Genomic DNA, 26,989 nt, shown 5'->3' on the forward strand with positions numbered 1-26,989 from the left:
CCTATCCTTTGGCGAGCCCGCAACTCGCGATCGTCGCGATGTCGTCGAGCGAGTGGTGCACGTTGATGACCAGGCTGCCGTCGGTGAGCTTCCCGATCGGCTCGTCGAGCGTCGTCTTCGAGTAGCCCTTCTCGACGGGTTCGAGCGGATAGAGCGGCCGCGGACCGTAGTTGCTGCACGTTCCCGTATGGAAATGCGCGGGCTGCTTGGCGTCCGGCGCGCCGGTCAGCTTGAGCACGACGACGGTCTTGTCGCCGTCGGGCGTGAGCGTCGCGGTGCCCGATTCGCTCGAGCCGTTCATCGCGTTGAGCTTGAACGTGACCGGTGCCGGTGCGTCGGCGGCGATCGCGGGCGCCGAGGCCGCGCACATGGCGAGCAGTGCGGCGCCGAGCGTCGCGCGGTGTGAAGACGTCATGGATGCTTCCCTCCTGGATTGCATGAGCTCATGCATGGAACGTCACGGACATGGTGGTTGGATGAGATGAAAAAGGTATGAGCCAGAGAAATGTTACGTAAAATGAACATTTCTCGGCAACCGGCTCTCGTTACTGGCGGCGCATCGGGTCTGGGCGCCGCAACGGCGCGGCTCTTGGCCGCGCGCGGCGCGAAGGTGACCGTGCTCGACGTCGCGTTCGACCGCGCGCAGGAGGTCGCCCGCGAGATCGGCGGCGTCGCCGCGAAGTGCGACGTGGCCAGCCCGACCGAGGTCGCAGCCGCACTGGATCTAGCTCAGACGCACCACGGGCCGGTCCGCATCCTCGTCAATTGTGCCGGAATCGGCACCGCCCGGCGGATGATCGGACGCGACGGACCGATGCCACTCGAGGACTTCGAACGCGTCATCCGGGTCAACTTGATCGGCACGTTCAACGTGACCCGGCTGGCGAGCGCGGCGATGAGCACGCTCGAGCCGCTGGCCGACGGCGAACGCGGCGTCGTCGTCTCGACCGCGTCGGTCGCGGCGTTCGACGGTCAGATCGGACAAGCCGCGTATTCCGCTTCCAAGGGCGGCATCGCGGCGCTGACGCTCCCGCTGGCGCGCGAGCTGGCGCAGTTCGGGATTCGCGTGATGACGATCGCGCCGGGCTTGTTCCAGACGCCGCTGCTCGGGCAGCTGCCGCCCGACGTCCAGACGTCGCTGGGCGCGTCGATCCCGTTTCCCAAGCGACTGGGAACCGCCGAGGAGTTCGCGCAGCTCGTGCTCGCGTGCTGCGAGAACTCCTATCTCAACGGCGAAACGATTCGACTGGACGGCGCGCTGCGTTTGCCGCCGCGCTAGCGGCGGTAGCCCCAGCCGCCGCGAGCGTAGCGGTGGTAGTACGGGTGGTAATACGGATGTCCGTAATACACCGGTGCGGGCGCGTAGTAACCGTACGGATACACCGGCGCCGGATAGCGCGCGACCCACCACGCACGATACGCGGGATCGTGCCAGTAGCGGTAGTTGTCGATGTGGATCCCGACGCCCGGCGTACCGACGTTGAGCGAGAAGTAGGTCGCGGCGTCGGCCGTCGCAGGCTTCTGCAGGAGTCCGAGCGTGGTCGCGCTTGCGAGGAGACCGGTGAGAGCGACGAGCGGGAGACGACGGTTCATGCGAGTTCCTCCAGACGAGGATGTTTTGCCCATCCAACGCCCGTCGTTCGCGCGCCGTCGTGAAACGTCGATGAGAATACGCTAGGTGGACTCGTGCACGATCTCGATGGCCTCACCCAGCACGATCGCGTCGCGCAGTGCGAGCAACTCGGCGAGTGCCGCCGCGATGCGCGGATCTTCGCCACCGTCGATAAACGCGTCGCGGAGCGGATCAAGTGCGGTATGCAGCGCGTCTAACACGGAACGCGCTGAGAGCGGGGGCGGCATAGAGCCTCCTCGGGACGGAACCTTCCGAGAAGGTAGCAGACCGCATCAACGCGGTCGAGAGGCACCCGGCCGCTGGGTCGGCCTGGCGGCTATGCGGCGCGCTCGAGCAGGGTGGCGTTGGCCATGCCGCCCCCCTCGCACATCGTCTGCAGCCCGAAGCGGCCGCCGGTCCGCTCCAACTCGTGCAGCAGCGTGGTCATCAGCCGCGCGCCGGACGCACCGACCGGATGGCCGAGCGCGATCGCGCCGCCGTTGACGTTGGTCCGTTCGAGCGGAATGCTCAGCTCGCGCTGCCACGCCAGCACCGGGCTCGCGAACGCCTCGCTGACCTCGAAGAGATCGACGTCCTCGACGTGCAAGCCGGTCCGCCCGAGGATCTGCCGGGTGGCCGGGATCGTCGCCGTCAGCATCGCGATCGGGTCGTCGCCGCAGACCGCGAACGCGCGCAAGCGGGCGCGCACCGGCAAACCCAAGGCCGCAGCGGTGTCCGCGCCGGCGATCAGGATCGCCGCCGCGCCGTCGCTGATCTGCGAGGCGTTGCCGGCGGTCACGACGCCGCCGTCGGGGCGGAACGCGGCCCGAAGCGCGCCGAGCTTCGCCAGATCCGTGTCGCGCCGGATGCCCTCGTCGGCGGCGAGGGTCCGCCCGTCCTCGAGCGGCACCGGGACGATCTCGCGCGCGAAGCGCCCTTCGTCCTGCGCGCGAGCGGCGCGCCGGTGGCTCTCCAGGCTGTACGCGTCCAGCTCCCCGCGGCTGAACCCCCACCGCTGCGCGACCAGCTCGGCGCTGATCCCCTGGTGGACCAGACCGCCCTCGTAGCGGCGCGCGATCCCCGGGCCATACGGGTGCCCCGGCCCTTCCGTGGAGCTGCCCAGGGGCACGCGACTCATCACCTCGACGCCGCAGGCGATCGCGAGGTCGTAGGTCCCGCTCATCACGCCCTGCGCGGCGAAGTGCACGGCCTGCTGGCTCGAACCGCACTGCCGGTCGATCGTCGTGCCGGGGACCGAGTCCGGGAAACCCGCCGCCAGCACGGCATTGCGCGCGACGTTGACGCTCTGCTCGCCGACCTGGCTGACGCAGCCGGCGATCACGTCGTCGATCCGCGCGGGGTCCACGCCGGCTTGGTATACCACTCGTTGCAAGACGAACGCCAGCAGGTCGACCGGGTGCCACGCGGCAAGATTTCCGCCGCGTCGACCGATCGGAGTCCGCAGCGCTTCGACGATCACCGCTTCACGCATCACGCCGCGGTTTCGGTACCTCCCTCCGGTTTCCGGCAGGTTTCGAGCAAGCGGGCAGCTGGAAATAGGCGGTTCAATGGAGATTCACGCGCTCGAGTACTCCTTCGTTCGGGCTACTGAGGCTGCGGCGATCGCATCAGGCCGGTTGGTCGGCCTGGGTGACAAGAACGCGGTGGACGGCGCGGCCGTCGAGGCGATGCGGACGGCGCTGCGCGACGCCCGCTTCGCCGGCGTCGTCGTCATCGGCGAAGGCGAGAAGGACGAGGCCCCGATGCTCTACCACGGCGAGGCCGTGGGGACGGGCGAGGGCCCCTCGTTCGACATCGCGGTCGATCCGATCGACGGCACGACGCTGGCCTCGCGCGGCGGCCCGGGCGCGATCTCGGTGATCGCCGCCGCCCCGCGCAACACGCTCTTCCGCACCCGCGTCCCGTACATGGAGAAGCTGGTCACCGGCCCGGCCGGGCGCGGGGTCGTCGACATCGAGGCGCCGCTCGAAGAGAACCTGCGCCGGCTGGCGGCGGCGCGCGGGCGCGAAGTCTCCGACCTGATCGTGGCGCTGCTCGAGCGTCCGCGCAACGAGCATTTGATGAAAGCCGTCCGCGCCGCCGGCGCGCGCGTGCGCGTGTTCGGCGACGGCGACGTCGCCAACGCGGTCTACGCCGTGCTCGAAGACCGCGCGCGCGTCGACATGCTGGCCGGGATCGGCGGCTCGCCCGAAGGCGTCATCTCGGCCTGCGCGGTGCGCGCGCTGGGCGGCGAGATGCAGGGCCGGCTGTGGGCGCGCGACGAGCGCGACGAGCAGATCGCGCATGGGGAAGGGCTGACGATCGGCAAGAAGCTGACCCTCGACGACCTGTGCGCGTCGCCCGACGCGATCTTCGCCGCGACCGGCGTCACTGACGGCGAGTTCCTCGACGGCGTGCGCTATCGCCGCGGCTCGGCGTTCACCCAGTCGATCGTCATCTCGACCTACACGCGGTCCGTGCGTACGGTCGACGCCCGCCACGACTTGCGGCCGCGCGACGCGCAGGTCGACGCGACCATCGCGGCCGCCAGCGCTCAGCGCCGGTAGAAGGCGATCGTCTCGCGCGTACCTTCGAGCAACGAGGTGCGCGCGAGGTCGGGCAGCGCGCGGTGCAGCGGCGACTCGTCGACCTGCGCCGCGAACATCAGCTCGGGCCCCTCGGCGTCCACCTGCGCGTCGGGGACGACGGTCTTGATCGCGTGCAGGACGTCGACCATGCTGGCGAGCTGCCCTTGTAGGCTGAAGGCGAGGGCGCCGTCAGGCGTTTCGGTCGCGGAGCGCGCGAAGATCGTGCCGACGTCGCGCGCGTAATCCATCCCGGTCGAGCCGGTGAAGCGGATGGTGAAGGGCGTTCCCTCGGCGGCGGCGCGCATCGCGAGCGTCGGGTCGGCGGTCAGCCCCTGCGAGCGGCCCGGACCGTAGACCGTCGAGGGCCGCAAGCCGATGCTGCGAATGCCGGCGTCCTCCCAGTACGCGCGCGCGTTGCCCTCGTTGCAGAGCTTGTAGGCGCCGTACTGCGTGCGCGGCTCGGGGTGGATGCCGTCGTCGGGGCCGAACACGGCCGCGCTCGACGCGTACGCGACGCCCCGCACGCCGTGCTGCTTCGCCGCCTCGAAGACGTGCAGCGTGCCGAGCACGTTGATGCGCGCGCCGAGCAGCGGGTTCTGCCGCGCGACCGGCAGCAGCACCGCGGCGAGGTGCACCACCCCTTCGCAGCCGGCGACGGCCCGGCTCACCGCCTCGGCGTCGGTGATGTCGCCCTGCGTCAGCTCGACCTCACCGCTACGCGGACCGACCAGCTGGTCGAACAGCACCCGGTCGGCGTGCAGGTCGAAGACGCGCACGGCGTGCCCGCCCTCCAGCAGGACGCGCGCCGTCCACGCACCGATGAAGCCCAGGCCGCCGGTAACGAGCACTCGCATGACGCCGAGAGGAGTTGCGCGGCAGGGTTCGGATTCCTAGTCATCATGCCGCTCTCGCTCGACGGTGCCGCGCTGCGGCTCAAGGACGACGACGACGTCGCAGTGGCGCTGCGCTCGCTCGAGCCCGGGGTCGCGGTCCGCTTTCCGGACGCGGAGATCATGCCGCTGGCGACGATTCCGACCGGCCATAAGATCGCGTTGCGCCCGCTGGCCGTGGGTGACCTCGTGCACAAGTACGGTCAGCCGATCGGGCGCGCGTCGGCCGCCATCGTGCCCGGCGAACACGTCCACGTCCACAACGTCGAAGGCGTGCGCGGCCGTGGTGATCTCGCCCCGGCGCCGAGCGCATGACGACGACGTTCCCGGGCTACCGGCGTCCCAACGGCAGCGTCGGCGTACGCAACCACGTGCTGGTGCTGCCGTCGGTCATGTGCGCGAACCACGTCGTCGACCGCATCGGCCGCGCGTTGCCCGAGCTCGTGACGGTCGCGCACCCGATCGGCTGCGGGCAAGTCGGCGCCGACTTCGAGCAGACGAAACGCACCATGACCGGCTTCGCCAGCAACCCCAACGTCGCGGCCGTGCTGGTCGTCGGATTGGGCTGCGAGTCGAACGAGTCGAAGGCGCTGGCGGCGGAGATCGCGGCACGCGGGCAGCGAGTCGAGGTGATCGGGATTCAAGAGACCGGCGACAGCAGCGCGACGATCGCGCGCGGCGCCGAGATCGCGCGTGGGCTGCTCTCCGAGGTGGCGAACTACGAACGCTCGACGTGCGCGCTCTCCGAGCTGGCGTTGGCGACCGAAAGCGACCGCGTCGAAGACGTTGCGGCGGACCCGCTGCTCGAGCACGCCGCCGATCGGCTCGCCGCCGCCGGCGCTCGGGTGATGGACGCGCCGGGTCAGGACGTCGAACGAATGACCGCGATGGTGGCCGGCGGCGCGCAGGTGGTCGTCTTCGCCACCGGCCGCGGAACGCCGACCGGCTCGCCGATCGCGCCGGTCATCAAGGTCGCGACCGACAGCGCGATGTTCGCCCGAATGCGCGAGAACATGGACCTCGACGCCGGCACGATCGCCGCGGGCACGCGCACGATCGAGCAGGTCGGCGAGGAGCTCGTCGATTGGGTCCTGGCCGCGGCCGGCGGGCGTCAGACCGCCGCCGAGGTCCTCGGCTTCCACGACTTCGCGATCGCACGCATCGGCCCGTCGTTCTGAGCGCTACGCGCCCACGCCCGCGCCGGGCCGCACGAGCCGGTCGCCCAGCCACGTCTCGAACGCCGTCTCCGACATCGGCCGCGCGTAGATGAACCCCTGACCGTACGTGCAGCCCTGCGCGGCCAGGAACGCGATCTGCGGGAACGTTTCGACGCCTTCGGCGACGGTGTGGAAGCCGTATCGCTCGGCGATCGAGATCACCGCTTCGACGATCGCGATGTCGTGCGTGTCGGACGGGACGCCGGCGATGAACGAGCGATCGATCTTCACCAGGTCGAGCTGCAGCCGCCGCAAGTGCGAGAGCGAGGAGTAGCCGGTCCCGAAGTCGTCGAGCGCGATCCCCAAGCCCGCTTTGCGCAGAGCGTCGATCGCGTACACGGTACGGTCGACGTTGCGCATCGCGGCCGTCTCGGTGATCTCGACGCCCACGCAGGTCAGATCGCCGTCCAAACGGCGCAGCCGCGCCAACAGCGCGGGGTCGCTCAGCTCCTCCGCCGAGAGATTGAACCAGATGCGGAAGGCGGGGTCGATCGTGCGCACCCGCTGCGCGACGCGAACCGTCTCGCGCATCACCCACTCGCCGATCATGCCGGCCAGGCCGTGCGTCTCGGCGAACGGGATGAAGTCGCCCGGCAAGAGGAAGCCGCGCACCGGGTGATTCCAGCGGATCAGCGCCTCGGCGCCGGCGACGCGCCCCGAGTCCAGCTCGACGTGCGGCTGGAAGTACAGGACGAACTCGTCGTTGGCCAACGCCTCGACGATCTCGTTGCGCAACCCGCGCGCCAGCGCGAACTCGGTCTCGACCCGCGAGTCGAAGAACGACCAGCGTGCGCGCCCGGACTGCTTGGCGACGAAGACCGCCGTGTCGGCGCGCGAGAGCAGCTGCTCGAAGTCGGTACCGTCCGCCGGCGCGACCGCGACGCCGAAGCTCGCGGTGACCGCGACGTGCGCCTCACTGCGCACGCCGGTGGGAACGGGCGTGCCGAACGCGCCCAAGAAGCGCAGCAGCCGCGCCTCGAGCTCGAGCCGGTCGTCGCCGCCGGGGACGAGAATGCCGAACGAGTCGCCGCCCAGCCGCGCGACCAGCTCGTCGTCGGTCGCGGCGTTGCGCAGCGCCGCGCCGGCGTGGGTGAGGATCGTGTCGCCGACTTGATGCCCGAGCGTATCGTTCAGCTCGCGGAAGCGGTCGACGTCGGCGACGACGACCGCCAGCGGCCGGCCGTCGCGCAGCCACTGCTGTCCGCGCGCGCGAAACGACACGCGGTTGGGCAAGCCGGTGATCGGGTCGTGCTCGGAGTGGTAACGCAGCCGATCGTCTTGGACGCGCTCGTGCATGCGCGTCGCGCACAGCGAGGAGAGCAGCTCGACGTAGGCGCGGTCGGCCTCGGTGAACGCCGACGGCAACGGGTCGAACGAGAGGAACGAGACCACGTAGGGGACGCCGGCAACCTCGAACGGCGCGGCGATGAACGCGCGCCACTCGTGCGCGCGCAGGCGCGCGATGCGGGCGAAGCGCGGCTCGCTGCGGATGTCCGACCAGGCCGAGGTGCCTGCCCGCCGCACGTCCGCCAGCAGCGTATCGGTGAGCGCGTAGCGCGTGCCTTCGGCCGGCACGTCCATCCCGACCGCCGACGCGGTGACGACCTCGACCACCAGATCGCCGTCGTCGATGCGCGCCAACACGCCGTGGAACCGCACGCCTTCGCGCACCATGTGCGCGGCCTCGCCGAGCATCGCGCGCAAGCACGCGACGTCGTCTTCGCCGCTCGCGCCGGCGAGTCGCCACAGCATCTCCAGGCGCCGGCCGTGACGCACGACGTCGTCCGGCGCCGCGCCGATCGCCGGCGCGAGATCCGGCGTGAGCTGCGAGAGCTGCAGCTCGCGGAACGCTGCTACCAGGATGACGACGGTCGAGGCCAGCCAGAAGGCGCGCGCCGTGTACCACGCGCCGTCGAAGCGCTGCACCTCGGCCGTCCAGGCGACGAAGCCGGCCGTCATCGCGACGAACGCCAGCCGCGCGCCCAGGTCGGTGACGCTGCGAACGCGGTCGCGAATCAAGACGACCGCCGCCAATACGCAGAACGCGGCGACGATCGGGCCGACGGCGGTCCGCCGCAACACCGCGCCGATGGTGAGGTCCGGCAGCTGGTCGCCGAACGCCAGCGACGCGGCCACGGCGAGCGCCGCCAACGCGACGCCGAGCGCGACCCATAGTCCCAGCCAGCGCCGCGCGTCGTCGCTCTCGAACGGGCGCTCGTCGTTGCGCGCGCGGGCGTACACGAGCGCCCCCAGTGCAGCGCCGACCGCCCATGGAATGTTCAGCCAGGTCACCACCCGCATGTCGACGTTGGCGATCGAGCTGCCCGACGAACCGGCCGGCACGATCAGCCCGGCGATGAGCGTCAAGAGCGAGTCGCCGGCGAGCAGCGCGGTGAGGACCGCTTGGTCGCGGCGCGGCGAGCGCATCGAGAGGACGAACAACAGCGCGGCGGCGCCGAACAGGGCGGCCGCGCCCAGAAAGAACATCGTCGGAACGAGCGAGCCGAGCACCGGGAGGGACTCTCTCCCGAACGGGATGCTGGCGACCGCCGCCGCGACGAGAAGTGTCGTCCCGGCGACCGCCGCACGGTCGTACGACTCGGTCATCCTCTCTCGGGCGACACCCATCGCCCGCCTCCCTGTGCGCCGAGTTCGGGTGGCCGCCTCCGCCAGTCCTCCGGGCCCAGGTCACGATTGCCGAATCGTTCAGCGACGATACCTAAGCTTGCGCTTAGGGAATAGGACTGCGGGGGTCCATCGCGTCCTCACAGCATTTCGCCAGGAAGGAACTCATCGATGCTCGCAGCTCGCAAGGCGCGGGTCCTCGCCGCGTCGTTTGCCCTTGTCCTCGCCGCGGCATTCGTGCCGGCGGCGGTGCCCGCCGATACCGTCGGCGACGCCATTGCGCCGCTCGGCGGGACGACGATCGCCGCGCACAAACATTGCCACTGGACGTGGCGACACCACCACCGCGTCCGCGTCTGCCGCTGGTACTAAAGCGAGTCGCCGCCGGAGCTCTGCTCCGGCGGCTTCTCCTCAACCCAGCCGCTCCAGCAAATAGCCGGCCAACGCGTCGGCGGCGACACGGTCTTGGCGCATGCTGTCGCGATCGCGCACGGTGATCGTGCCGTCCTCGAGCGTCTGGTAGTCGACCATCACGCAGAACGGCGTGCCGATCTCGTCCTGGCGCCGATAGAGCTGGCCGACGTTGCCCTCGTCGTACTGCGTGCGGAAGAACGGCCGCAGCGCGCCTTCGATCGTCTGCGCCTTCTGCACCAGATCGGCCTTGTTGCGCGCCAGCGGGAAGACACCGATCTGCACCGGCGCGATCTTCGGGTGGAAGCGCAGCACCGTGCGCTCCGTCTGCTTCTCGCCTTCAACGATCGTCTCGCGCTCGTACGCGTCGATCAGCATCGTCAAGGTCGTGCGATCCATCCCGGCCGAGCTCTCGATCAGGATCGGAACGTACTTCTGCTTGGTCGCCTCGTCGAAGAACGTCAGGTCCTTGCCCGAGTACTCGATGTGGCGGTCGAGATCGTATGTCCCGCGATGCGCGATCGACTCGAGCTCACCCCATCCCCACGGGAAGAGATACTCGACGTCGATGCCGGCCTTGGCGTAGAACGGCCGCTCCTCGGGCGTCAGCTCGTAGAAGCGCAAGCGATCGGCGCGCACGCCGTAGTCGCTGTACCACTGCTTGCGCGCGCGCACCCAGGAGTCGAACCACTCCATGTCCTTGCCGTCCTGGGGAACGAAGAACTCCAGTTCCGCCTGCTCGAACTCGCGAATGCGGAAGGTGAAGTTGCCCGGCGTGATCTCGTTGCGGAACGACTTGCCGATCTGCGCGATTCCGAACGGCGGCTTCTTGCGCGCGCTCTGGTAGATGTTCTTGAAGTTGACGAAGATGCCCTGAGCCGTCTCCGGACGCAGGTACGTCATCGACGAAGAGTCCTCCATCGGTCCGATGGCGGTCTTCATCATCAGGTTGAAGTTGCGCGGTTCGGTCAGCGTGCCGCTCATCCCGCAGTCGGGGCACCGCTCGAGCGAGGGCAGATGGTCGGCGCGGAAGCGGTGCTTGCAGTTACGGCAATCGACCAGCTTGTCGTGGAAGGCCGCGACGTGACCCGACGCTTCCCACGTGCGTGGGTGCATGATGATCGAGGAGTCGAACGCGACGACGTCGTCGCGCAGCTGCACGTTCTCGCGCCACCACGCGTCCTTGACGTTGCGCTTGAGGACGGCGCCGAGCGGCCCGTAGTCGAAGAAGCCGCCGATGCCGCCGTAGATCTCGGAGGATTGGAAGATGAACCCGCGTCGCTTCGCAAGCGCGGTGATCTCTTCCATGGTCACGCGGGGCTTCTCGTCCATCGTCTCCACGTTGGTCATGGGAAAGCGCGTGGATTCCTCGCCCGGCCCGATTGGTCCCCGTCACGGCAACCTTGGTGCGACTTCCGTCGGAGAACCGCGCAACGGTGCCCCCGGAGGGCCGGATCGGTACGGCCGGGACCGCGATCCGAGGCGGCAGGGGCCTCGGCGGCCAAGGCCCCTGGCGATGGATGAGCTGCGCGGACCGTGGACCGCCTCAGCGGACGTGCCGCTGGCGATCGTTCGGGCGCGGTACGGGCTGATGGCGTACAACCCGAACGACATGTACATCGGTCGCTCCATCGCGCTCTACGGCGAGTTCGGCGAGCAGGAGCTCGACGTGATGCGGATGGCGCTGCCCGAGGGCGGGATCGCGTTCGACGTCGGCGCGAACATCGGCACGCACGCGGTCGCGCTGGCCCGGCACGTCGGTCCCGCCGGCGGCATCTTCGCCTTCGAGCCGCAGCGCGTCGTCCACGGATTCTTGGCGACCAACGCGACGCTCAACGGGCTGAGCTGGATTCACCCCGTGCACGCGGCAATCGGCGCGAAGAGGGGCGAGGTCCTCATGCCCGACTACGCATACGGCAACGAAGGCAACTACGGCGCGATCGCGCTGACCGCGGCCGAGCGCGGCTGGCCGGTGCGCGTCCTGACGCTCGACGAGTATCTGTGGCTGCCGCGCGTCGATCTGGTCAAGATCGACGTCGAGGGGATGGAGGCGCAGGTCATCGACGGCGCGCGCGGTTTCCTCGACCGCTTCCGCCCCGTCCTGTTCGTCGAGAACGATCGCAGCAGCACGTCGGTCGGCATTCTCGAGCGCCTGCTGGCGGCTCGCTACCGCGTCTATTGGCACTTCGTGCCGCTCTACCGCGAGAACAATTACCGCGGCGAGCGGCAGAACGTCTTCGGGAACACCGGCACGATCAACGTGCTCTGCATCCCCGCCGAGCGTCCCCAGAGCGTCGGTTTGATCGAGTGCGTCGACCCGCACGCGCCGCCGCCGGTGACGCTGGCGCCGTTCTAACGGGTGACCTTGCGATACCGTCGGCCGCGCCAGGTCACGCCGCGCCCGCTGAGCATCAGCGCCGTCGAGGTCAGCGCGATGCCGGCGCACGCCGCATAGCCCAGCGGCGCATACCAAGCCAGCGCCGGCGATAAGCCGGCGCGGCGCAGACCGCGCGCTTGCATCGCGATCCCGGCTGCCAACACCAAGCCGGCCTCGAGCGCGCGCGGCGCACGCCGGCGCACGAGCGCGTCGACGAGCGAGACGGCCGGCACGACGGAGAGCAGCAGCAGCGCGCTCGTGCCGAGGGCCAGCGCGCCGAGGTTCCCCTCCGCACCGAGATAGAGACTCTTGGTGAAGCCCTCCCAGAGCGTGGGGAGCGAGGTGTACATCCGCACGCGCACCAACTCGCCGCCGGCGACGAGCAGCAGCCGGTAGCGCCCGTCGGCCTTGAGGCGACGGGCGAACTGGATGTCCTCGACGATCGCGTCGTGCAGCGCCGCGTGGCCGCCGAGTGCGTCGTATGCGTCGCGGCGGACCAGGATGTACTGACCGTTCGCCGCCGCGTGCGCGACGTCACGCGGGTCGTTCACCTTCGCCACCGAGCCCAGCGTCACGACGATCAGGCCCAGCATCGTCGGCAAGATCGCGCGCTCGGCGAACGTCCCCAGCTCCTGATGGGTCGCCAGCGTCAGCGCGTCGACGCCGTGCGCGCGCGCGAACCGCAGCGCCGAGGCCGACGCTTGCGGCGCATGCCACGAGTCGGCGTCGGTGAAGAGCAGCCACTCGCCGCGCGCGTGCGCCGCGCCTTGCACGAGCGCCCACGGTTTGCCGACCCAGCCCTCGGGCAGCGCAGCGCCGCGCACGACTCGCAGCCGCGCGTCGGCGCGCGCCAACTCGTCCAGGATCGCGGCGGTCGCGTCGGTCGAACGGTCGTCGACGACGATCACCTCGAAGCGCGGGAGCCGCTGCGCCAGCAGCGAGCGCACGCAGCGCGCGATCGTTCGTTCCTCGTTCCGGGCGGGTACGACGATCGAGAGCATCGGCGTGTCGGCGTCGGCCTCGACGGGTTCCAGGCGGCGCAGCCCGCTGGTCGCGCCCGCGGCACGGAACGCGAAGGCGACCGCGGTCAGGGCGCACAGGTGCGTCAGCGTGACGCGCAGGCGTTCGCTCAGCGAATCAGACGCCACGGCTCGGGCCGCTGCGCGACGAACGCACGCTGCACTTCCGGCAGCAGCCGGCGCTGCGAGGTGAAGGTCAGCAGTTCGTCCGCTTCGGCAAAGGTCACCCACCGGTACGCGTCGTGGGCTTCGTCGGTACGCACCTCACCGGCCTCGACCTGCGCCACGAAGAACGGCACCACGACGACCCGATCGCGTACCGGATCGTAGAACGTGTCCAGCTCGCCGGCCGTAAACAGCTCGGTGACCGCGAGCCCCGTCTCTTCGCGCACCTCACGCCGGGCGGTGTCGGTCGCGGCCTCACCGACCTCGACACCACCCATCACGATCGTCCACGCTCCGGCAAACGCGCCGCGCCCGCGCCGCAGCAACAGCACGCGCGTCGGCTCGCCCTCCCCACGCAACACGACGACCCCGACCGCGTCGGGCCGCAGATCGCTCACCGCTTCTGCTTGCTCTTCGCGGCAGTCTTTTTCTTCGCGGTGGCCTTCTTCTTCGTCGCCGGCTTCGGCCGCGGCGCGCGCGCCGTGTCGCCGGCGAGGTAGGCTGCGACGACCTTGTCGGGAGCGCGCGCCAGCCACGCCTCGACGATGACGTCCTCGAGATCGGCTACGCTGATCGTGTCGAGCTGCAACAAGACGGCCGGATAGCCGTCGAAGTGTGGCGTCGTGAAGAACACGTCCGGGTCGCGGGCGAGCAGCACCTCTTTCATCTCGAGATCGGGCGTACGCACGCCGAGGATCTCGCCGGTCGGCGCATCCGGGCCGAGCGCGGCCAGGTCGGACTTGCGCAGCGGCCGGACCCACACGAAGCCCTTCTGGTTGACGACCCACGCGGACGCAGCGCCGAACGACGCCTTCTCGCTCGCCCCCGGCATTGCCAGCGCCAACCGCCGCACGTCATCCCACGACGCCATACCGGGCCCGTTCGCCGCCCGCACCGCGACGCCCACCCGGGACCGAGCGTTGTCCCGCCCGTTCGGGCGTGCTACCGTCGGCCGTGTATCAGGCCTTCGGTTCACATCGAAACGCACGGGGCGTCGCAGGAATGCGGCGCTTCGTTCTTTTCGAGCTAACGAAGAAACCGAGCGAGGGTCGTGCGGTATTGCTCGAGGTCGAACTCGTACGATGCGGAACCGATGGGTACGAAAACGAAGTCTGCTACGAAGCCCTCGCCATTGTCGCTATAATCCACCTGAAAACGCTCAATGCACTCCCAGCGCACGGAATGGCGCTGACGCGTCACGACGGCCGCAATCCCACCACACCAAATGTCGAGACATTCGCGGCACCCGTAAATCTGGACCCGTCCGCCAAGTTGCTCGTCGCTCGGTCTTTCGAGGAGTAACTCGCGAGCGACCTCGGCACCGGACCGGCGATCACTGAGCACGCCGATGTCGTTCGTCTCGAGAAGCTGGCGCAGCGAAGTCCCGTCGATGACGAAATCGTAGAACGCGGCGGGGCTACTGTAGGTAAATCCCACGGTATCCTCCCGCGGCAGCGAACCGGCAGGAGCTCAAGCCGGTTCAAGTGCCGCGGCCTTCTGCGCCTTCGGCTGGCTGTCGGCGCGCAGCTGGCCGCAGGCGGCGGCGATGTCGCGGCCCATCGGAGTGCGGACCGTGACGGCGACGCCGGCGTCTTCGAGCAGCTTCGCGAACGCCCAGATGCGGCCGTCGTCGGTGCCACGCAGCGCGGCGTCCGGCGTGCTGTTGTAGGGGATCAGGTTGACGTGATACAACGGACCGCGCATGCGCTTGGCCAGCGCGCGCGCGTCGTCGTCGGAGTCGTTGACGCCGGCCAGCATCACGTACTCGAAGAAGACCTTGCGCTTCGTGGCGGCGATGTAGCGTTCGACGGCCGCCATCAGGTCGTCGGTCGAGAACTTGCGGTTGACCGGCATGATGCGCGAGCGGGTCGCGTCGGTCGGCGCGTGCAGCGAGATCGCCAGATTGACCTGCGTGTGCTCGGTCGCGAAGCGATCGATCTTGTCGACCAGGCCGACGGTCGAAATGGTGATGTGCCGATGGCCCAGGCCGAAGCCGTGGGGATCGTGCAGCAGCGCGACGGCGTCCATGACGGCGTCGTAGTTGGCGAACGGCTCGCCCATCCCCATGAAGACGATGTTGGTGATCTTCTTGCCGCGGCCGGCCAGCTCGCGCGCGAAGTAGCGCGCCTGGTCGAAGATCTCCGTCGCGCTCAGATTGCGGGTGAAGCCGGCTTGACCGGTCGAGCAGAACGCGCATGCGTACGCGCACCCGGCCTGCGAGGAGATGCAGACCGTCGTGCGGTCGTTGTGGTGCTCCATCAGCACGGCTTCGACTTCGTTGCCGTCGTGGAGCCGGAAGAGTGCCTTGGTCGTCTGCCCGTCGCGCGAGCGCTGTACGACGGTCGGCGCGACGCTCTCGAGCGCGAAGCCTTCGGCGGCCAGCGCGACGCGCAGCTCCTTCGGCAGCGGCGTGATCGCGTCCAGGTCGGCGACCAGCTCCTTGGTCGCGGCGCGGTAGAGCTGATCGAGGCGATAACCCTTCAGCCCGTGCGCGAGCGCGAACGCGGCCGCGTCGGCATAGCCGGCGGGCCGCGCCTTCTCGGCGATCCACAGGTCCCGGGGCGAGAGCATGACGCCCTAGTGTACCACGCCGCGGGAGTGGGTGCCACGCTTACGAGGCGGCGGCAGGCACCGGGTCGGCCAAGACCTTTCCGATGACGCGGACCTCGCCGTTGGCGGCGCGTAGGTCGCGCCCGCAGCGAACGCCGTCGACGGCGACCCCGCGGCTGTCCACGTCCACGTGGATCTTGTCACCGGCTTCCGTCTGGGCGTCGTAGGTCTCACCCAGCGAGCCGGGGTCGAGGGCGAGCGGAAGGACGTCGTCGACGATGTGGTGCTGGAGCATCGCCCGCAGCGCCGCCGGCGACGCCGCGCGGACGGCCGCGGCGGGGTCGTTCCCGCCGGCCCAGGCCCGGAAGGCTTCGTCGCTGGGGGCGAAGACAGTGTAACTGGTCCCCGACCCACCCAGGGTCGTGGCCAGGCCGCTCGCTTGAAGGGCGGCAGTGAAGGTGCTCAGCTGCGGGTCGGCGCTCACGGCGTCGAGGATGCTGGCTTGATGACCCTCGACGGCCAGAGCATGGCCGTCAGCGAGGGCGCGGCCGGCCGCGAGGGGCGCGGCGCTTAGGGCGAACAACGCAGCCGCCATCGAACGGCATGCGGCGGCACGGGTCAGCGGCATGGAACCTCTCCAGGGTGGAGTGCGATTGCGACCGGTCGCACCCCATTCTACTATGAATATAAGAGAATGGTTCCGCTCGAAGATTAAATTTTTAGTCGAAGAGCGAGTCCTGGACGGCGGGTGGTTCCGGCCCCCCGTCGGCGGCGCGGGCGATCCGGTCGCGGACCTGCTTGAGGTCGTTCCAAACCAGCCGCTTGACCTCGTTCATCGAGCCGCCGGTTTGACGCAGAACGTAGGCGGGATGGAAGGTCGCGATGATCGGGATGCCCAGCGGCCCCTCGTGCCACTGGCCGCGCTGGCGACTGATCGAGAAACGCTCGCCCAAGAACGACTTGGCGGCTGGCGCGCCCAGCGCGAGGATCACGCGCGGCCGGATCAGCGCGATCTGCTCGTCCAGAAACGGGCGGCAGTTGCGCATCTCGTCGGGCGTGGGCGCTCGGTTGGCGAGCCGATGACCGACGTCGATCGTCGGCCGGCACTTGACCGTATTGCAGATGAAGACGTCTTCGCGCGGCAAGCCGATCGCCAGCAGCATCTTGTCGAGCAACTCGCCGGCACGCCCGACGAACGGGCGGCCCAGCTTGTCCTCGGTCTCGCCGGGGCCTTCGCCGACGACCATCAGCGCCGCGCACGGATCGCCCTCGCCGAAGACGCTGTTGCGACGCGTCGCGCCGATCGCGCACTTGCGGCACGCCGCAACCACCGCCGTCAGCCGATCGATCTCGACCTGCCGCCGCGTGCGCTCGGCGATGCTCATCGCCGCGCGCCGCCGGGCTCGGGTTCGAGCAGCACCGCTTGTCCGAACGCGAGCACGCGGGTCGCGCCGTCGGGGTCTTCGGTGGCCTGGAACTGCAAGCCGATGACGCCGTTGGCGCCCAGATCTTCGGCTTTGTGCAACAGCGCGTCGAGCGACTCGCCGCGGGCGCGCTCGGCGTCGGTGAGATATTCGATCGGCGCGAGCCCGATCAGCGCGCCGATGCTGCGAAAGGTGTGGCGCAAGAGGTTGCGCGGCCGGCTGGCCTGCCCGTAGGCGTAGCCGAAGGAGCGCACGACGCGATAGCCGTCGACCCGCTCGAACGTCGTGACCGCTTCCGGCACGATCGCCACCTAGGCGACCCCCGGTCGCCGACGGGCGGATCGGCCGCAGGCCGATCGCCACGGATTCACGGAACGTGAATCCACTATCGCAGCAGTCTCCGCCCCAGCGCGATCGCGCCGGCCAGCACGCCCAGGCCGAGCGCGTAGCGCCCGACCAGCGCGCCGACCAAGCTGTAGTACCAGACGCGCCCGTGATGCTTCACCCAGTACGCGCGGCGCGAGCGCTGCTTGCGGCGTTCGACGCTGTACTGTCCGCGCGCACTCCCCATCCCTTCGTGGACCGCTTCGCTGGCGGGGACGAACCACGTCTCCCAGCCCGCGTCGGCGGCGCGCTTGGCGAAATCGACCTCTTCGTGGTAGAGGAAGAATCGCTCGTCGAACGGCCCGATCTCGGCAATCATCGCGCGCCGGATCCCGAGCGCGGCCCCGATCGCCAAGTCGACGCGGCGCGGCGCGTCGTAGTCGAAGTCGCGCAGGCCGGCGCCGTTGGCGAAACGGCGGAACGGCGGCAACTCGCCCCACGCGCTCGACCGCAGAAACGCGCCGGCCCAGGTGTCGAACTCGCCGACCGACTGTTGGACGCTGCCGTCGTAATTGTAGATGCGCGAGCCGGCGATCCCGCAGCGCGGATGCGTGTCGAGGAACGCGACGATCGCGGCCAGCGCGCCGTCCTTGAGCTCCGCGTCGGGATTCAAGAGGAAGACGTACTCGGAGCCGGTGACCGCGAACGCGCGATTGCAGGCGGCCGCGAAACCCAGGTTGGCGCCGTTCTCGACGATGCGCACCGCGGTCCCGTAGCGCTCGCGGATGAACTCGCGCGACCCATCGGTCGAGCCGTTGTCGGAGACGACGACCTGCGCGAAGGCCGGGTCGGCGCGCACCTCGGAGAGGGCGAACACCGAGTCGAGCGCGGTCGTGATCTTGTCCTTGTCGTTCCAGCAGACGACGATGACGTCGATGCGGGCCACTAGGCGCTCTCGGCCCCGACCGGCGCGAAGCGGTTGCGGTTCTGCAGGTACGGCCAGATGAAACCGTCGAGGTCGCCCTCGAGGACCTGCGCGGCGCTGCCGGTCTCGACGTTGGTGCGCAGGTCCTTCACCAGCTGGTAGGGGTGCAGCACGTACGAACGGATCTGCGAGCCCCACTCGTTGGCGCGCCGCTCGCCGCGGATGTCGGCCAGCTTCTGCTCCTGCTCCTCGCGGACGCGCTGCACCAGCTTCGCGCGCAGGATGCCCAGCGCGACGTCGCGGTTCTGCATCTGCGAGCGCTCTTGCTGCGAGGCGACCACCAGGCCCGTCGGCACGTGATAGATGCGGATGGCCGACTCGGTCTTGTTGACGTACTGGCCGCCGGCGCCGCTGGCTTTGAACGTCTCGACCTTGATCTCGTCGGGCTTGATCTCGACGTCGGCGGCGTCGCCCTCCTCCATCTCGGGGACGACGTCGACTTCGGCGAACGAGGTCTGACGGCGGCCCTGGTTGTCGAACGGCGAGATGCGCACCAGGCGGTGCACGCCACGCTCGGACTCGAGCATCCCGTACGCGTTCTTGCCGCGCACGATGAAGGTGATCGAGCGCAATCCGGCTTCGTCCCCGGGCGCTTCTTCGACGACGTGTGTTTCGTACTTGTGGTTCTCGGCCCAGCGCAGGTACATGCGGCCGAGCATTTGCGTCCAGTCGGCCGCATCGGTCCCGCCGGCGCCGGCGCGGATCGTCAGGATCGCGCCGTGCGAGTCGTACGGACGGTCGAAGTTGGCCGCCATCTCGAGCTCGTCGAGCGCGGTCTGCGCGCGCCCGATCATCGCGTCGGCCTCGCCTTCCGCGCCTTCCTCGTCGCCGAGCACCTCGAGCATCTCGGCCGCGTCGTCGAGCGCCGCGGCGACGGCGTCGACCGCGTCCAGGTCCGCGCGCAGGTCGGCGATGCGCTTCATGACCCCGCGCGCCTGGTCGGGGTCGTTCCAAAAATCGTCCGCGCGCGAGCGCGCTTCGAGCTCGGCTACGGAGCGGCGCTTCGAGGCGTCGTCAAAGACGCTCCTTGAGCGCGTTCAAGCGTTCGCGGGCACGATCGATGGCGACGAGTTGGGCATCCGACACGGGAAAGCGGGGTTCCGCCGGCGCCGGGGCCCTCCTGCCGAAGCCGTCGAACGGGCCCGCATGCCCCCGTTCTTGCTCCGCCCGGACGCCGTTTTCGACGGTGCCGAGCTCCATCGCGGCTGGTCCGTGCTGGTCGACGGCGAGCGGATCGCCGCCGCCGGCCCCGACCTGGCGGTCCCCGATGGCGCCCAAACCGTGACGCTGGCGGGCGCGACGCTGCTGCCGGGTCTGATCGACCTGCACACGCACGTGCTGCTGCGGCCGTACGACGAGCGCTCGTGGGACGACCAGGTGCTGCGCGACCTGCAAGCGCTGCGCGTCGCCCGTGCCGTGCCGGCGCTGGCGCGCACGCTGGCCGCCGGCTTCACCACCATTCGCGACCTGGGCACCGAGGGCGCCGACGAGGCCGACGTCGGCCTGCGCAACGCGATCGACGAAGGCACGATCCCGGGCCCGCGCATCTTCGCGGTCACCCGCGCGATCGTCGCGCACGGGCTCTACGGCCCGGGCGGCTTCATCCCCGAGTGCTGCATCCACCAAGGCGCCGACGAGGTCGACGGTCCGGAGTCGATCTATCGCATCGTGCGCCAACAGATCTCGCGCGGCGCCGATTGGATCAAGGTGTACGCCGACTCGCGCCACGGCCCCGGCGGGGTCTCACGTCCGTCGTTCTCGCGCGAGGACCTCGAGCTGATCGTGCGCCTCGCCGGCGACTCCGGGCTGCGCGTCGCCGCGCACGCCAACACCGAGGAAGGGATGGTGCGCGCCGCGCGCGCCGGCGTCACGACGGTCGAGCACGGCAACGGCGGCGACGACGAAGTCTTCGCGATCCTGGCGCAGCACAACGTCGCCTACGTCCCCACCATCGCCGCCTACGAGGCGATCTGGCGCTACCGCGGCCTGCCCGCCGACGACCCCGTCTACGAGCAGAAGCGCCGCTCGTTCCAGGCCGCGCGCGAGAGCGGCGTCGTCATCGCCAACGGCAGCGACATCGGCGTCTTCCCCCACGGCCAGAACGCCCGCGAGCTCGAGCTTCTCGTCGCGCACGGCATGACCCCGGCCGAGGCGCTCGTCGCCGCGACGCGAACCGCGGCGAAAGTGCTGCGACGCGACGACCTCGGCATCGTCCGCGAAGGCGCGACCGCCGATCTGGTCGCCGTCGACGGCGACCCGACCGCCGATATCAGCGCGCTGCGCCGCGTCCGCCGGGTTTGGAAGGGCGGCGCCGTAGTCGGAGCTTAGTCGGCGATCAGCACGCCGCGCGAGAACGCGACACCAGCGCGAACGGGAGGATCGGCCTACGCGGCTGCTCCGTGGCAGCGCTTGTACTTCTTGCCGCTGCCGCACGGGCAGAGGTCGTTGCGGCCCACCTTCTCGCCCGCCGCGACCGCCGGTTTCGGCTTGGTGGGCTCGCCGCCGTCGGCGATGTTGGTGCGCACGTTGGTCGCCTCGTACTTGGGCGCGGGGCCGAGCAGCCGTTCCGCGGTGGCCGGATCCATCCGCGGCGAAGCCGGCACCGCCGCGGGCGCGGCGGCCATCGGCTGCGGTGCGATCTCGCCGCTGGGCACGGGCGCGAACTGCGGCATCGCGTAGCCGTCGCCCGGAGGCGGACCGCCCTCGCCGCCCTCGGGCGGCGGCGGACCGATCTCGACGCGCATCGCGAAGACCGCCTTGATCGCTTCGTCCGCGATGTTGTTCTTGAGGTCCTCGAAGATGTCGTAGGCCTCTTTTTCGTACTCGACGCGCGGGTCTTTCTGGCCGTAGCCGCGCAGACCGATCCCGCTCTTGAGCGCGTCCATGATGTAGAGATGGTCGACCCACAGCCGGTCGATGATCGGCAGCATGATGTACTGCGACTCGACCATCCGCATCAGCTCGGGACCGATCTCGGCTTCCTTCGCTTCGTACGCGGCCAGCGCGAGCGCGAACATGCGCTCCTTCATGCCCTCACGGTCGAGCTTCTCTAGCTCGTCGACCGTGATCTGATCCTTCACGGGGAAGATCAGGTCCATCTCGTCGATGATCGCTTGGAGGTTCCACTCCGAGGGGTGCTCTTCTTCGGGTGCGCCGGTGTCGACGGCGTAGCCGGCCTTGCGGCGCAGCGTGTCGACGAAGAAGTCGCGCAGCGGCTGACCCTCGAGCACCCGGCGCCGTTCGGCGTAGATGATCTCGCGCTGCTTGTTCATGACGTCGTCGTACTCGAGCACCGACTTGCGGATCTCGTAGTTGTGGTTCTCGACCTTCGACTGCGCGTTCTCGATCGAGCGGCCCAGCAGCCCCGACTCGAGCGGCGTCTCGTCGGTGAACTTGACGAAGTCCATCATCTTCTGCAGCCGCTCTTGACCGAACAGCCGCATCAGCTCGTCCTCGAGCGCGATGTAGAAGCGGGTCGTCCCCGGATCGCCCTGACGGCCGGAACGGCCGCGCAGCTGGTTGTCGATCCGGCGCGACTCGTGGCGCTCGGTGCCGATGATGTGCAGGCCGCCCGCTTCGGGGACGGTCTCGCCGAGCTTGATGTCGACGCCGCGACCGGCCATGTTGGTGGCGATCGTCACGGCGCCGGCGATACCGGCGTCCTTGATGATCTGCGCTTCCTGCTCGTGATATTTCGCGTTGAGGACGTTGCACTCGACGCCGCGCCGGCGCAGCAGCATGGCCAGCCGCTCCGACTTCTCGATCGAGCGCGTGCCGACCAGGACCGGGCGGCCCTTCTCGTGCTCGGCGATGATGTCGTCGATGACGGCGTTGAACTTCGCCTCTTCGGTGCGGTAGACGATGTCCTGATTGTCCTTGCGCTGCACGGCCCGGTTGGTCGGCAGCACGACGACGTTCAACCCGTAAATCTCGCGGAACTCGCGCTCTTCGGTCTTGGCGGTACCGGTCATCCCGGCCAGCTTGTCGTAGAGGCGGAAGTAGTTCTGGAAGGTGATCGTCGCCAGCGTTTGGTCCTCGCTGCGGACGTTGAGCCCTTCCTTCGCTTCGATCGCCTGGTGGATGCCGTCGGAGTAGCGCCGGCCGTACATCAGGCGGCCGGTGAACTCGTCGACGATGACGACCTCGCCGTCCTTGACGATGTACTGCTGGTCCTTGTGGAACAGGTGCCAGGCCTTGAGCGCCGCGTTGAGCTGGTGGGTGAGCTCGAGGTTGCGCTGGTCGTAGAGGTTGGAGATGCCGAGCATCTTCTCGACCTTGGCGACGCCCTTCTCGGTGATGGGCACCGCGTGCGACTTCTGGTCGACGGTGAAGTCCTCGTCCTTGACCAGGCGCGGGATGATCTTGGCGAACTGGCCGTACAGCTCGGTCGCGTCGTGACCTTGACCGCTGATGATGAGCGGCGTGCGCGCCTCGTCGATCAGGATCGAGTCGACTTCGTCGACGATCGCGAAGTTGAGGTGGCGCTGCACCATCTGGTCGAGCGCCCAGGCCATGTTGTCGCGCAGGTAGTCGAACCCGACCTCGTTGTTGGTGACGTAGGTGATGTCCGAATCGTACGCGGCCTTGCGGGTGGCGTGGTCGAGGTCGTGCTGGATGACCCCGACGGTCATCCCCAGCGCCGTATAGATGGGGCCCATCCACTCGGCGTCGCGCTTGGCCAAGTAGTCGTTGACGGTGACGACGTGGACGCCTTTGCCGGTCAGCGCGTTGAGGTAGACCGGCAGCGTCGCGACCAGCGTCTTGCCTTCGCCGGTCCGCATCTCGGCGACGTTGCCTTCGTGCAGCGCCTGACCGCCCATGATCTGCACGTCGAAGTGCCGCATCCCCAGGACGCGCTTACCGGTCTCCCGGACGACGGCGAACGCTTCGGGCAACAGCTGGTCGAGCGTCTCGCCGTTTTCGAGACGCTGCTTGAACTCGGCGGTCTTCCCGGTCAGCTCGTCATCCGAGAGGGACGCGATGGACGGTTCGAGCGCGTTGACGCGTTCGACGGTGCGGCGCAGCCGCACGAGCTCGCGCTCGTTAGCGTCGAACAGGGTCTTGAGGAAGGCCATACGGGATACAACTCATTCTGCGCGTGGATCGGTTCCTCATCGGAACGACCCGGAAAGGGTACTCGGACCGGCGCTCGAGGTTACTCGGCCGCGAGCGCGATCTTGGCGGGGGTGTTCAGCTCCCCCGGGCCGGCCCGCTCCAGCAACGTCCCGACCGTGACGAAGGTGTACCCCGCGCGGCGGAAACGGTCCACCAGCTCGGGCAGGATCGCGACCGTGGCCGTCCGGCCACTGTGGAGGAGCACGATCTCGGGCGCCGTCGCGTGGTGCAGCAGGTGGTCCAGGAGCGTCGGGGCGCCGACGGCACGCCAATCGCCGGGATCGTCGTTCCACAAGATCGTGTCGAAGCCCGCGGCCTGCGCGGCCCGGATGGTCGCCAGGGTGTAGCGCCCGTGGGGCGGACGGAAGAAGCGCGTCTCGGTCGCCTGGGGGGCGATCGCCTCCAGCATCGCCGCTCCGCCGCGCAGCTCGGCCGTCACCTGGGCCGGGTCCAGCTTGTCGAGGTCGGGGTGGGTCAGGGTGTGGTCGCCGATCTCGCCGCCGGCCGCCGCGATCTCCCGCGCCAGGTCGGGGAACTGCTGCGCGTCCCGCCCGATCAGGAAGAACGTCGCCGGCACGCCGAGGTCGTGCAGCGTCTGCAGCAAGAGCGGCGTCTGGATCGGGTAGGGCCCGTCGTCGAAGGTCAGGGCGACCAGCTTCGGCCGGTCGGCCGCGGCCGCGCGGGCACCGCCCCGCAGCGCCGCCAGGCGCGCGCCCAGCGACGGCCGCACCAGCGCCGCCGCGTCGGCGTCGCGGAGGATGACGGCCGGGCTGAGCAGATCGTCGCTCTTGATCCACAGGCGCCGGCCCGCGTACGCGCACAGCGCCAGCACGAGCAGCGCCGCCCCGGCCAGCACCATCCGGCGGTTCATCGGCCTACGGCCGTGGGGTCGACGGGGTCGCGACGGCCGTCGCCGCGCTCAGCGCGGCCGCCAGGTCCTGACCGGCGATCACCGTCACGACCGGGTGCGGCCCCGGCGTCGCGTCGGTTGCCGGCGAGACGACCGCGGCCGGCAGACCGAGGTCCTGGCGCACCCGCTCGCCCACCAGCGGCACGGTGGTCGCCGGGCGGATCTGGGTCGTGTCGTAGGTGAAGGCGTCGGCGTTTCCGACCGAGTCGACCGTGTAGCCGGCCTTGCGCAGCTTGGCCGCGACCGCGCCGGCCAGCCCCTTGACGCCGCTGCCGTTCTCGACGACCACGTGGATGCCGACCGGCTTCACCGCGGCCAGCGCGCTGGGCGGCGGCGACGGCGGCGTCCCGTACACGCCCAGCAGGTCGGCCACGAAGCGCGCCTTCTGCGCCTCGTCGGGGATGAGCACTTCGCCGTCGCGCGTCATCTGCGTGCCGGTGTAGCCGATGGTATCCATTTTGCTGAGCAGCTGCGCCGGCTTGACGTCCTTGAACGCGACCGCCAGCGACTTCTCCTGATCGAAGGTCAGGTCGGTCTTGATGTTGCGGTTCATCACGCCGATCAGCTCCGGGATGTGCGCGATGTCGTTGAACTTGTTCGCCTGCAGCTTGGCCAAGATGATCCGGATGACTTGCTGCTGCCGTTTGGTGCGGCACGGATCGCTGCACGCGTCGTGCCGGAAGCGGCTGTAGGCCTGCGCCTGATACCCGTTCATGTGGTACACGCCCGGCTTGAAGTGGATGTGCAGATGCCCCCAGCTGTCGTCGTAGTTCATCGTCTCGGTCACCGGCACGTCGATTCCGCCGATCGCGTCGACCACGTCCTTGAGGCCGGCCGTGTTGATGACGACGTACTTGTCGAAGTGGCGGCCGTTGGGCAGCGTCGGCATCCCCAGGAAACTCCCGATCACCTGATCGGCTTCCTTGGCGCCGCCGTCCGAGTACGCGCCGTTGATCTTCGCCAGGTGCCCGTTGAGCAGGACGCCGGTATCGCGCAGAACGGAGAACACCTTGACGGTACGCGAGGGGAAGTCCATCCCGGCGACCATGATCGTGTCGCTGCGCGAGTGCGACGAGAACGGCTGATCGGTGAGCGTGTAGTCGTAGTCGATGCCCAGGATCATCACGTAGATGCGATCCTTGCCGAACGCCTCTTGCGGGGTGGCGACGAAATAACTGATCGCGGCGTCGGAAAAGCTGCGATGGGTTTGCAGCATGCGCAGCGCGATCGCGCCGAACGCGACGCCGATCAGGATCAGCAGCGCGCCGGCCAGGTACTGCATGAAGTGGCGCACGCCGCCGCCGCCCGAAGGAGGCTGCGAACGCCGCCGCGGCCCGCCGGGGGGCGCCGGCGGCGGCGGATCGGCGATCAAGTACTTGCTCACCGCGCGGCGACCGCCGCCGGCACGAGCGTCCCGTAGAAGTCGAAGGCGGTGTTGCCGTCCAGGCGCACGTCGACGAAGGTCCCCGGCTCCGCCTCGCCGGCGAACGCGATCACGCCGTCGACCCCGGGCGCCTCGCCCATCGAACGGCCGACCAGCACCGACTGCGTGCGCAGCCCGACCGCCAGCGGATCGGTGCGGCGCAGCGTGCGCCGCTCTTCGACCAGCACCGGCACGACCTGACCCAGCCGCGCGGCGCGCGCGCGCTCCGAGGCGCGACGCTGCGCGTCACGCAGGCGCAGCAGCCGGCGCCGCTTCTCGCGCTCGGCGACCTGACCGCCGAGCTGCGCGCCCGGCGTTCCGTCCTCGCGTGAATACGTGAAGAACCCGACCCGGTCGAGCGCGGCGCGCTCGATCCACGACTCCAGCTCGGCGACGTGCTCCTCGGTCTCGCCGGGGAAGCCGACGATGAACGTCGAGCGCATCGTGATGCCGGGGACGCGCCGGCGGAAGTCCTCGACGATCTCGAGGTATCGCTCGCCGTTCGCGGGCCGCAGCATCCCGCGCAGCACGGCCGGGCTGACGTGCTGCAGCGGCATGTCCATGTAGGTGCAGACCTTCGGCAGCGACGCCATCGCGTCGATCAGCTCGCTGTCGACGGTCGCCGGGTAGAGGTACAGCAGGCGAATCCAGACCAGCCCGTCGATCTCGTGCAGCCGGTGCAGCAGGTGCGCCAAGCCGCCGCGGCGCCAGCCGCGGTCGCGGCCCCACATCGAGGTGTCCTGCGCGATGAGGATCAGCTCTTTGGTGCCGCTGGCCGCCAGCGCGCGCGCCTCGGCCAGGATCGACTCCTCGCTGCGCGAGCGGAAGCCGCCGCGCAGCTGCGGGATGATGCAGAACGTGCACGGGTGATCGCAGCCTTCGGCGATCTTCAGGTACGCGGTCGCCGAGGGCGTGGTGATCAGGCGCGGCAGAAAGTCGTGCTCGGGCTCGGCTTCGAAGCCCAGCCGCACCGGTTTGCGCCCGGCGCGCGCGTCGTCGAGCAGGTCGACGATCGAAGCGTACGCGCCGGTTCCGATGACGCCGTCGATCTCGGGGATCAGCGATTGCAGCTCGTCCCCGAAGCGCTGCGAGAGACAGCCGGCGACGATCAGCTGCTGCCCGGCGCGTTTGCGCTCGGCGTGCTCGAGGATCGTCTCGGTCGACTCGGCCTTGGCCGGGTCGATGAACGCGCAGGTGTTGATGACGACCGCGTCCGCCTCGTCGGCGTCGGGCACGAGCGACCACCCGGCGGCACCGAGCTTCGCGATCATCACCTCGGAATCGACGAGGTTCTTCGCGCAGCCCAGCGACACGAACGAAACGGTGGGGGTCTTCTCTGCGAGAGCGCTCACGC

General features: G+C 69.5%; 27 protein-coding genes and 1 pseudogene. 7 read left to right on the forward strand and 21 right to left on the reverse strand.

What is annotated here, in order from left to right:
• Position 1: 1 nt before the first annotated feature.
• Positions 2 to 415 carry a hypothetical protein gene (locus tag VMD91_18030; protein HTW85975.1) on the reverse strand — a complete coding sequence of 138 codons (414 nt, stop codon included), beginning with the start codon at positions 413 to 415 and terminating at the stop codon, positions 2 to 4.
• 102 nt (positions 416 to 517) lie between these two features.
• On the opposite strand from VMD91_18030, the gene VMD91_18035 reads away from it, so the two are divergent.
• Positions 518 to 1,279: an SDR family NAD(P)-dependent oxidoreductase gene (locus VMD91_18035; protein HTW85976.1), complete on the forward strand. Its 762-nt coding sequence runs from the start codon at positions 518 to 520 to the stop codon at positions 1,277 to 1,279.
• On the opposite strand, the gene VMD91_18040 is transcribed toward VMD91_18035, so the two are convergent.
• From VMD91_18040 to VMD91_18050, 3 genes are all read right to left on the reverse strand, one after another.
• Positions 1,276 to 1,593 (reverse strand): hypothetical protein, encoded by a 318-nt coding sequence (locus VMD91_18040; protein HTW85977.1) that lies wholly within the window; start codon positions 1,591 to 1,593, stop codon positions 1,276 to 1,278. The genes VMD91_18035 and VMD91_18040 overlap by 4 nt on opposite strands.
• Before the next feature lie 81 nt (positions 1,594 to 1,674).
• Entirely contained in the window at positions 1,675 to 1,833 is a 159-nt protein-coding gene (locus VMD91_18045) for a hypothetical protein (protein ID HTW85978.1), read from the reverse strand.
• 116 nt (positions 1,834 to 1,949) lie between these two features.
• Positions 1,950 to 3,104 (reverse strand): thiolase family protein, encoded by a 1,155-nt coding sequence (locus tag VMD91_18050; GenBank protein ID HTW85979.1) that lies wholly within the window; start codon positions 3,102 to 3,104, stop codon positions 1,950 to 1,952.
• 76 nt (positions 3,105 to 3,180) lie between these two features.
• Between VMD91_18050 and glpX the strand changes: the two genes are divergently transcribed.
• Positions 3,181 to 4,179 (forward strand): class II fructose-bisphosphatase, encoded by a 999-nt coding sequence (gene glpX, locus VMD91_18055; GenBank protein ID HTW85980.1) that lies wholly within the window; start codon positions 3,181 to 3,183, stop codon positions 4,177 to 4,179.
• Here the strand turns inward: glpX and VMD91_18060 are convergent.
• A complete protein-coding gene (locus tag VMD91_18060) occupies positions 4,167 to 5,054 on the reverse strand; it encodes an NAD(P)-dependent oxidoreductase (protein HTW85981.1) in 888 nt (295 codons plus the stop codon). The two genes, glpX and VMD91_18060, sit on opposite strands and share 13 nt — an antisense overlap.
• A gap of 45 nt (positions 5,055 to 5,099) precedes the next feature.
• On the opposite strand from VMD91_18060, the gene VMD91_18065 reads away from it, so the two are divergent.
• On the forward strand, positions 5,100 to 5,405 hold the full coding sequence (locus VMD91_18065) for a UxaA family hydrolase (protein HTW85982.1): 306 nt from the start codon (positions 5,100 to 5,102) through the stop codon (positions 5,403 to 5,405).
• Positions 5,402 to 6,268, forward strand: a complete 867-nt coding sequence (locus VMD91_18070; protein ID HTW85983.1) for a UxaA family hydrolase — start codon at positions 5,402 to 5,404, stop codon at positions 6,266 to 6,268. The genes VMD91_18065 and VMD91_18070 overlap by 4 nt, the downstream gene beginning before the upstream one ends.
• Positions 6,269 to 6,271: 3 nt before the next feature.
• Here the strand turns inward: VMD91_18070 and VMD91_18075 are convergent, their stop codons facing one another.
• Complete coding sequence (locus VMD91_18075) at positions 6,272 to 8,914, reverse strand: EAL domain-containing protein (protein HTW85984.1); 2,643 nt, start codon at positions 8,912 to 8,914, stop codon at positions 6,272 to 6,274.
• Positions 8,915 to 9,103: 189 nt separating this feature from the next.
• On the opposite strand from VMD91_18075, the gene VMD91_18080 reads away from it, so the two are divergent.
• A complete protein-coding gene (locus tag VMD91_18080; GenBank protein ID HTW85985.1) occupies positions 9,104 to 9,304 on the forward strand; it encodes a hypothetical protein in 201 nt (66 codons plus the stop codon).
• 39 nt (positions 9,305 to 9,343) lie between these two features.
• Here VMD91_18080 and VMD91_18085 read toward each other — a convergent pair whose 3' ends face one another.
• Positions 9,344 to 10,693 carry a glycine--tRNA ligase gene (locus tag VMD91_18085; GenBank protein HTW85986.1) on the reverse strand — a complete coding sequence of 450 codons (1,350 nt, stop codon included), beginning with the start codon at positions 10,691 to 10,693 and terminating at the stop codon, positions 9,344 to 9,346.
• A gap of 166 nt (positions 10,694 to 10,859) precedes the next feature.
• Here VMD91_18085 and VMD91_18090 point away from each other — a divergent pair, with 166 nt between their 5' ends.
• Positions 10,860 to 11,699 (forward strand): FkbM family methyltransferase, encoded by an 840-nt coding sequence (locus tag VMD91_18090; protein ID HTW85987.1) that lies wholly within the window; start codon positions 10,860 to 10,862, stop codon positions 11,697 to 11,699.
• Here VMD91_18090 and VMD91_18095 read toward each other — a convergent pair.
• The 10 genes and pseudogenes from VMD91_18095 to prfB form a co-directional block, all read right to left on the reverse strand.
• Positions 11,696 to 12,868 (reverse strand): glycosyltransferase family 2 protein, encoded by a 1,173-nt coding sequence (locus tag VMD91_18095; protein HTW85988.1) that lies wholly within the window; start codon positions 12,866 to 12,868, stop codon positions 11,696 to 11,698. The two genes, VMD91_18090 and VMD91_18095, sit on opposite strands and share 4 nt — an antisense overlap.
• The gene (locus tag VMD91_18100) at positions 12,850 to 13,302 is read right to left on the reverse strand and encodes an NUDIX domain-containing protein (GenBank protein HTW85989.1); all 453 of its coding nucleotides are present in this window, start codon (positions 13,300 to 13,302) and stop codon (positions 12,850 to 12,852) included. The genes VMD91_18095 and VMD91_18100 overlap by 19 nt, the downstream gene beginning before the upstream one ends.
• A complete protein-coding gene (locus VMD91_18105) occupies positions 13,299 to 13,775 on the reverse strand; it encodes an MmcQ/YjbR family DNA-binding protein (GenBank protein ID HTW85990.1) in 477 nt (158 codons plus the stop codon). The genes VMD91_18100 and VMD91_18105 overlap by 4 nt, the downstream gene beginning before the upstream one ends.
• Positions 13,776 to 13,930: 155 nt before the next feature.
• Positions 13,931 to 14,341 carry a hypothetical protein gene (locus VMD91_18110; GenBank protein HTW85991.1) on the reverse strand — a complete coding sequence of 137 codons (411 nt, stop codon included), beginning with the start codon at positions 14,339 to 14,341 and terminating at the stop codon, positions 13,931 to 13,933.
• Positions 14,342 to 14,374: 33 nt separating this feature from the next.
• Complete coding sequence (gene rlmN, locus VMD91_18115) at positions 14,375 to 15,475, reverse strand: 23S rRNA (adenine(2503)-C(2))-methyltransferase RlmN (GenBank protein HTW85992.1); 1,101 nt, start codon at positions 15,473 to 15,475, stop codon at positions 14,375 to 14,377.
• 40 nt (positions 15,476 to 15,515) lie between these two features.
• Positions 15,516 to 16,082, reverse strand: a complete 567-nt coding sequence (locus tag VMD91_18120) for a fasciclin domain-containing protein (GenBank protein ID HTW85993.1) — start codon at positions 16,080 to 16,082, stop codon at positions 15,516 to 15,518.
• 91 nt (positions 16,083 to 16,173) lie between these two features.
• Positions 16,174 to 16,839 (reverse strand): uracil-DNA glycosylase, encoded by a 666-nt coding sequence (locus tag VMD91_18125; protein ID HTW85994.1) that lies wholly within the window; start codon positions 16,837 to 16,839, stop codon positions 16,174 to 16,176.
• Complete coding sequence (locus VMD91_18130) at positions 16,836 to 17,189, reverse strand: heavy metal-binding domain-containing protein (protein ID HTW85995.1); 354 nt, start codon at positions 17,187 to 17,189, stop codon at positions 16,836 to 16,838. Before VMD91_18130 ends, VMD91_18125 begins: the two co-directional genes overlap by 4 nt.
• Before the next feature lie 74 nt (positions 17,190 to 17,263).
• On the reverse strand, positions 17,264 to 18,148 hold the full coding sequence (locus tag VMD91_18135) for a glycosyltransferase family 2 protein (protein HTW85996.1): 885 nt from the start codon (positions 18,146 to 18,148) through the stop codon (positions 17,264 to 17,266).
• A pseudogene (gene prfB, locus VMD91_18140) lies at positions 18,148 to 19,203 on the reverse strand (peptide chain release factor 2). Before prfB ends, VMD91_18135 begins: the two are co-directional and overlap by 1 nt.
• 130 nt (positions 19,204 to 19,333) lie before the next feature.
• On the opposite strand from prfB, the gene VMD91_18145 reads away from it, so the two are divergent.
• Positions 19,334 to 20,515 (forward strand): amidohydrolase family protein, encoded by a 1,182-nt coding sequence (locus VMD91_18145; GenBank protein HTW85997.1) that lies wholly within the window; start codon positions 19,334 to 19,336, stop codon positions 20,513 to 20,515.
• 56 nt (positions 20,516 to 20,571) lie between these two features.
• On the opposite strand, the gene secA is transcribed toward VMD91_18145, so the two are convergent.
• From secA to rimO, 4 genes are all read right to left on the reverse strand, one after another.
• Positions 20,572 to 23,262 (reverse strand): preprotein translocase subunit SecA, encoded by a 2,691-nt coding sequence (gene secA / locus VMD91_18150; protein HTW85998.1) that lies wholly within the window; start codon positions 23,260 to 23,262, stop codon positions 20,572 to 20,574.
• An 80-nt stretch (positions 23,263 to 23,342) separates the two neighbouring features.
• Entirely contained in the window at positions 23,343 to 24,173 is an 831-nt protein-coding gene (locus tag VMD91_18155) for a polysaccharide deacetylase family protein (protein HTW85999.1), read from the reverse strand.
• A 4-nt stretch (positions 24,174 to 24,177) separates the two neighbouring features.
• Entirely contained in the window at positions 24,178 to 25,596 is a 1,419-nt protein-coding gene (locus tag VMD91_18160) for an LCP family protein (protein ID HTW86000.1), read from the reverse strand.
• Entirely contained in the window at positions 25,593 to 26,987 is a 1,395-nt protein-coding gene (gene rimO, locus VMD91_18165) for a 30S ribosomal protein S12 methylthiotransferase RimO (GenBank protein ID HTW86001.1), read from the reverse strand. The genes VMD91_18160 and rimO overlap by 4 nt, the downstream gene beginning before the upstream one ends.
• Positions 26,988 to 26,989: the final 2 nt, after the last annotated feature.

Origin of the sequence: Candidatus Sulfotelmatobacter sp. (assembly GCA_035504415.1) — a bacterium.
In the GTDB taxonomy this organism is placed as follows: domain Bacteria; phylum Vulcanimicrobiota; class Vulcanimicrobiia; order Vulcanimicrobiales; family Vulcanimicrobiaceae; genus Vulcanimicrobium.